Source organism: Catenovulum agarivorans YM01, from assembly GCF_000281085.1.
Lineage (GTDB): Bacteria > Pseudomonadota > Gammaproteobacteria > Enterobacterales > Alteromonadaceae > Catenovulum > Catenovulum agarivorans.
Genome location: NZ_JH767531.1, coordinates 1 through 4,956 on the forward strand (window position 1 = coordinate 1; position 4,956 = coordinate 4,956).

Genomic DNA, 4,956 nt, shown 5'->3' on the forward strand with positions numbered 1-4,956 from the left:
CAGAATCTGAACCGTAATCTAAACCAAGCGTGTAGCGTGTCATAAACTCACCATTTTTTAATATTTTCATCTTTATAAGACGAAAAAATTAGAAAAAACCGTAAGAATATGACTGAATTCGCTAGTAGGTTAAACCTTCAAGTGTAGGTTTAGTTTGGCGAATACTACCATCGGCATTAAACACTAGCTTGTCGATACATACCTCTCGATGAAAACCAGCATCACCACCCATAACAAGTCCATTTGGCCGGTTAAATCTGTGATAAATAATGTACCAGTCATCGGTCCCTGCTTTGTTGATAACTGAGTTGTGCCCAGTCGCGAAGATTTGTTTAACTTTATCTTGTTCAATCACTAAATTGTCGGCTGGTATAGTTAATGGCCCCAGCGGCGAATCTGCTGTTGCATATCTAACTCTATAACCAGGCTCACGAGTATCGTTTTCTGACCATAAAAAATAATATTTGTTATTTCTAAAGAAAACCTCAACACCTTCACGGAAAGTTGAATCAGGCGTCATAACTTTGATAGTGGATTTTTTTATGCTTTGCATATCCGCATTAAGCTCTGCGACAGCCATATAACCATTGCCCCAATACAAATAACTTTTACCTGAGATAGGATCGGTAAATACATCTGGATCTATCTCTTGTCCCCAAGTTATACCTTCAGGTTTGAAGTCGATTAAAGGTTTACCTGAGTCGACAAAAGGTCCAGCTGGATGGTCGGCAACTGCTACACCAATTTTTTGTGCCGCCGTAAAGTAATGAAAATATTTATACTGGCCGTCAATGCGCTTTTCAATTGCACTGGGTGCCCAAGCATTTCTATTTGCCCAACTGACATCTTTTGTTAAATCGAGAATTGTGCCTTCTTTTCTCCACTCAACTAAATCTGTACTAGAGAAAGTTTCAAAGTGGGTGCCAGACCATCCGTGGAATCCATCACTTGTTGGATATAAAAAATATTTTGCGTGTTTTTGCGAATAAATAATCTCAGGATCAGCGTAATAACCTTCAACAATTGGGTTATTGACGGCCTGAGCAAATACTCGGTAAGTTTTGATATCAGTTCCTTGGCTAAAGCTATAGTCTACCGGCCCTTGGCTAAAGTCTTGCGGCCCCACTGGCTGCAACTGAGTCGCTGTCGGTAGGATAAATTCTGGATCAAAAGCAGTTAAATCAGTGCCAAGGTTAAGTGGCAAATAAATTGTTTGCGCGATTTCATCAACAGCAACATTGAGCTGTTTAACTTGAGTCGATGCTGATTTGGGTGCCAGCATCTCCAAAGAATTGGCGAATGTAACTAGTTTGTTATGTTCAGTTGGTGTGACAGCTTGCTGGCCACAAGCAAGCAACACGCTCGCCAACACCAGTGAAGTTGCAATTGTATATTTTGTTTTCATACCTAAGTTAACGCTCCAACAAATATTTAAATCAAAAAAAATCATATAAAAGCTTTAATAAAAAACGAAAAACTAGCCAAAAACCGTAAGCGAAATTTAATTCCACTAAAAAGTCACATAGATTTTTCATCTAAAGCCCTTGGTTTCCTCCACTCAACCAGCTAACGAAATAGCCATATAAAATAATAACATAGGATTATTTTTACGGTTTAATTTCATCCATTCGTTTTTTCTAAAGATGCAGCTGCCAAAAAATATTTTTAACAATAAATCATATTTTTTTACGGTTTTGTTTCATCCGTTCGTTTGATAGGAAACAGCGCTAGAGCAGTTCAATTTCACAAAATTGGCTGATTTAGCATTCGATTTACAAATAATAAAACGTACTGATTGGAGATTAGAATGCGAAACATTCCTTTTTTACCCACAGCCCTCACCTTGGCTTTAGCAACCGCTTTAGCACCTGCTTATGCCCAACAAGAGACGCAAGAACAAACTGAAGAAGCGAAAGCGAAAGAAAAAGACACGGAAACGATTGAAGTTAAAGGTTTACGTTCAAGCTTAATTAAAGCGCAAGAAATAAAAATGAACTCAGATTCTTTTGTCGATGCGGTTGTCGCTGAAGACATAGGCAAATTACCTGACGTAACCGCAGCAGAGAGTTTAGCGCGTATAACAGGTATTCAAGTCGACCGCTTTAACGATGAAGCGAGTGCCGTACTTATTCGTGGTTTACCTGACGTAACCACCACCTACAATGGCCGTGAATTCTTTACCGCAGAGAATCGCCGTGCATCTTTGCAAGATTTTCCAGCACAAGCTTTAGCAGGCATCGAAGTATACAAATCAGCCACAGCTAAGTTAGTTGAGCCAGGTTTGGCTGGTTTAGTTAACGTTAGAACTCGTCGACCATTTGACTTTGAAGGCGAAAAAATCGCAGGTGGTTTCCATCTAGGTTATAACGACCAAAGTGAAAAAACCGCACCTTCAGGCAATCTTTTATATTCAAACCGTTGGAATACAGACTTTGGTGAATTTGGCTTTTTAGGCAATGTTACCTATGCCAAATCAGAGTTCTACAATGGTGTGCGTTACAACGCGACTTGGTTTGACACAGCACAATCACATTGGAATATCGAAGAACCGCATCAAGATGGTGGTTTTGTTTTGCCTGCTCGTGTGGGTTTGTATAACTCTTCAGGTAAACGCTGGCGCCCATCCGCGAATATGGCGATTCAATGGCGTCCGAATGACCAACTAGAAGTTTATTTTGATGGTATCTACCAAGGTTACCGAGGTAGAACTATGGTAGACAATTATTGGTTCCATATGGGCGCTTTTGACTGGTTGAATGGAACGGGTGATGTCAACTTGTCTAATATTGTTATGTTAGACGGTAGCAACAATACCGAAGTAAAAAGTGTCACTAAATCAGGCGGTTTACCACCTGAATTTTGGCGCGCGACAAATGCATCTAATACAGATACCTACCAATACGCTATAGGTGCAAAATGGGTTGGCGACCGGGTTACTATAGAGACAGATCTGGCCTACACAGATAGTAAATACAACGATGACCAATGGAGCTTAGATGGCGGTTTAAGTTTCTCCCCAACAGTTCATGCAGATTTTTATGGTGATAATGGCTCATTGTTCTCTACAGGTGATGACTGGGACATTATGGACCCAAATACTTATGAAATTCGTGGTTATTACGAATCTAGGTTTGATGTGAGTGGCTCTGGTCTTCAATGGCGAACAGATGCAACCATTAACACAGGGTTAGGCGATTGGTTACACACTATAGAAACAGGTGTACGACTAAGCGATCGAGATGCAACCAGAAGTCAAGGTAGTCGTTATGCTTGGTTATGGGATTTACATGTTCCTATGAGTGATCTGGATTATTTAGATATGCAATTGTCGCACAATCCGTTCAGAAGTAAGGAACAAGGATTTACTCAATATATGGTGCCAACCCGCAACAGCATAGCTGGTAATGCTGCACAATTACAAAACTTTGCTTACGAAAAACTTGTTGAAAAAGGCGATTCAGTCGGCGCTGAATTATGGAACAATCCAATTGAAAACGATCCTGCAAATGAATGGTTAGCCAAAGAAAAAACCTATGCGGTTTATTTGCAAAGCAAATCATTCTTTGAACTCGGTAATGTTGGTGTTGATGTTTTTGCAGGTGTACGTATAGCTCGAACTGAGGGATCTAATGACGGTATTTCAACGGTTTGGTCTGATGGTGTAAAAACGTTAGAACCTCGTCACTCTGAGTATGCATTTACTGATGTATTACCTAATTTTAGTTTCAGAGCACAATTAACCGAAGATCTACAACTACGCGCAGGTTATACCCAAACCGTTACTAAACCTAATTTTGGCGACTTAAATCCAGCATTAAATATCACCCAAAGAAATAACGTTGATACAGGCTTTGAAGATCCAAATGCGGAAGAGCCAGACTTTGATGCAGAAGGTTCTGGTGGTAACCCAGATTTAAAATCACTCACATCTAACAACTACGATGTTAGCCTTGAATATTATTTCTCAGACAGCGGTTATCTGAGTGCAGCAGCATTTTACAAAGATCTATGGGGTTTCACCAGTTGGTATTCGCGTTATGTGGAAACACCTGATTATGGCACTGTTAGACTGAATCGACCTGAAAATGCGGGTGAAGGTAAATTGGAAGGCTGGGAAATCAGTGGTCAAACTTTCTTTGATTTTGATTTCATGCCAACTGCGCTGCATTATTTAGGTATTAGTGCAAATATGACCAAACTTGAAGGTCAACAAAGAATACCAGAAGCAGATGGTACATTTGGTGAGTTCGTGCAAATTAACGGCTTGTCAAAATATACCTACAATGCAGCGATATTTTACGAGCGTGAAGGCTTCTCAACACGTCTTTCATATAATGTGCGCGACACTTGGGTGAATTGGTACGATGAAACCGACGACGGACTTGCCACGCAAAACAAAACCGAAGCGCGCAACCGTTTAGATTTTTCAATTGGTTACGAGGTTAGTGATAACTTCACTGTGTATTTTGATATGGCGAATATTTTAGCCAGACCATTTAGAAATTACACAGAAGTTGAAAACGGCTACCGCTTCCCACAAGACGTACGTGACGAAGGTCGTTACTACGGCGGCGGTATTCGCTTTAATTTCTAATACTCTTCTTAACATAGGCTCGTTGTGCGAGCCTATGTCTACAAATTGAGGTAATCAAATGTTTCCATACAAACTTTCAATTGTTGCGTTGGCAGTTAGTTTATCCGCTTGTGGTGTTAGCCTAGAGGTTAACAACGGTGAAGAGGATGCAAACAACCAAGCTGATATTCAACCACCAACAGCAAATGATTCAGCAGATGTTGTTGTCGCGGCTGACGCGACAACAATAATTGCACAGCCGCAAAGTGACAGAACAATCGCTTTTAACACCACGGACCAAGGTGTAGACAAAAAAATAGAAACTTGGGGGTTAGACACAGCTTGGCCTGATGCTGGCAACGTTATCCGCGGCAGGCGCTTTA

The 4,956-nt window shown here is 40.6% G+C and carries 3 protein-coding genes; 2 read left to right on the plus strand and 1 reads right to left on the minus strand.

The genetic code is table 11. The annotated features are described in order from the left end of the window. Positions 1 to 121 precede the first annotated feature (121 nt). Entirely contained in the window at positions 122 to 1,405 is a 1,284-nt protein-coding gene (locus WSC_RS22930; RefSeq protein WP_202802008.1) for a family 43 glycosylhydrolase, read from the minus strand. 402 nt (positions 1,406 to 1,807) lie between these two features. Here WSC_RS22930 and WSC_RS0114145 point away from each other — a divergent pair, with 402 nt between their 5' ends. Both WSC_RS0114145 and WSC_RS24275 read left to right on the plus strand, forming a co-directional pair. Further along, positions 1,808 to 4,594 (plus strand): TonB-dependent receptor, encoded by a 2,787-nt coding sequence (locus tag WSC_RS0114145; RefSeq protein WP_016956596.1) that lies wholly within the window; start codon positions 1,808 to 1,810, stop codon positions 4,592 to 4,594. Positions 4,595 to 4,652: 58 nt separating this feature from the next. Next, positions 4,653 to 4,956 (plus strand): hypothetical protein (locus WSC_RS24275; protein WP_169315478.1); only part of this gene is annotated, 304 nt, incomplete at its 3' end.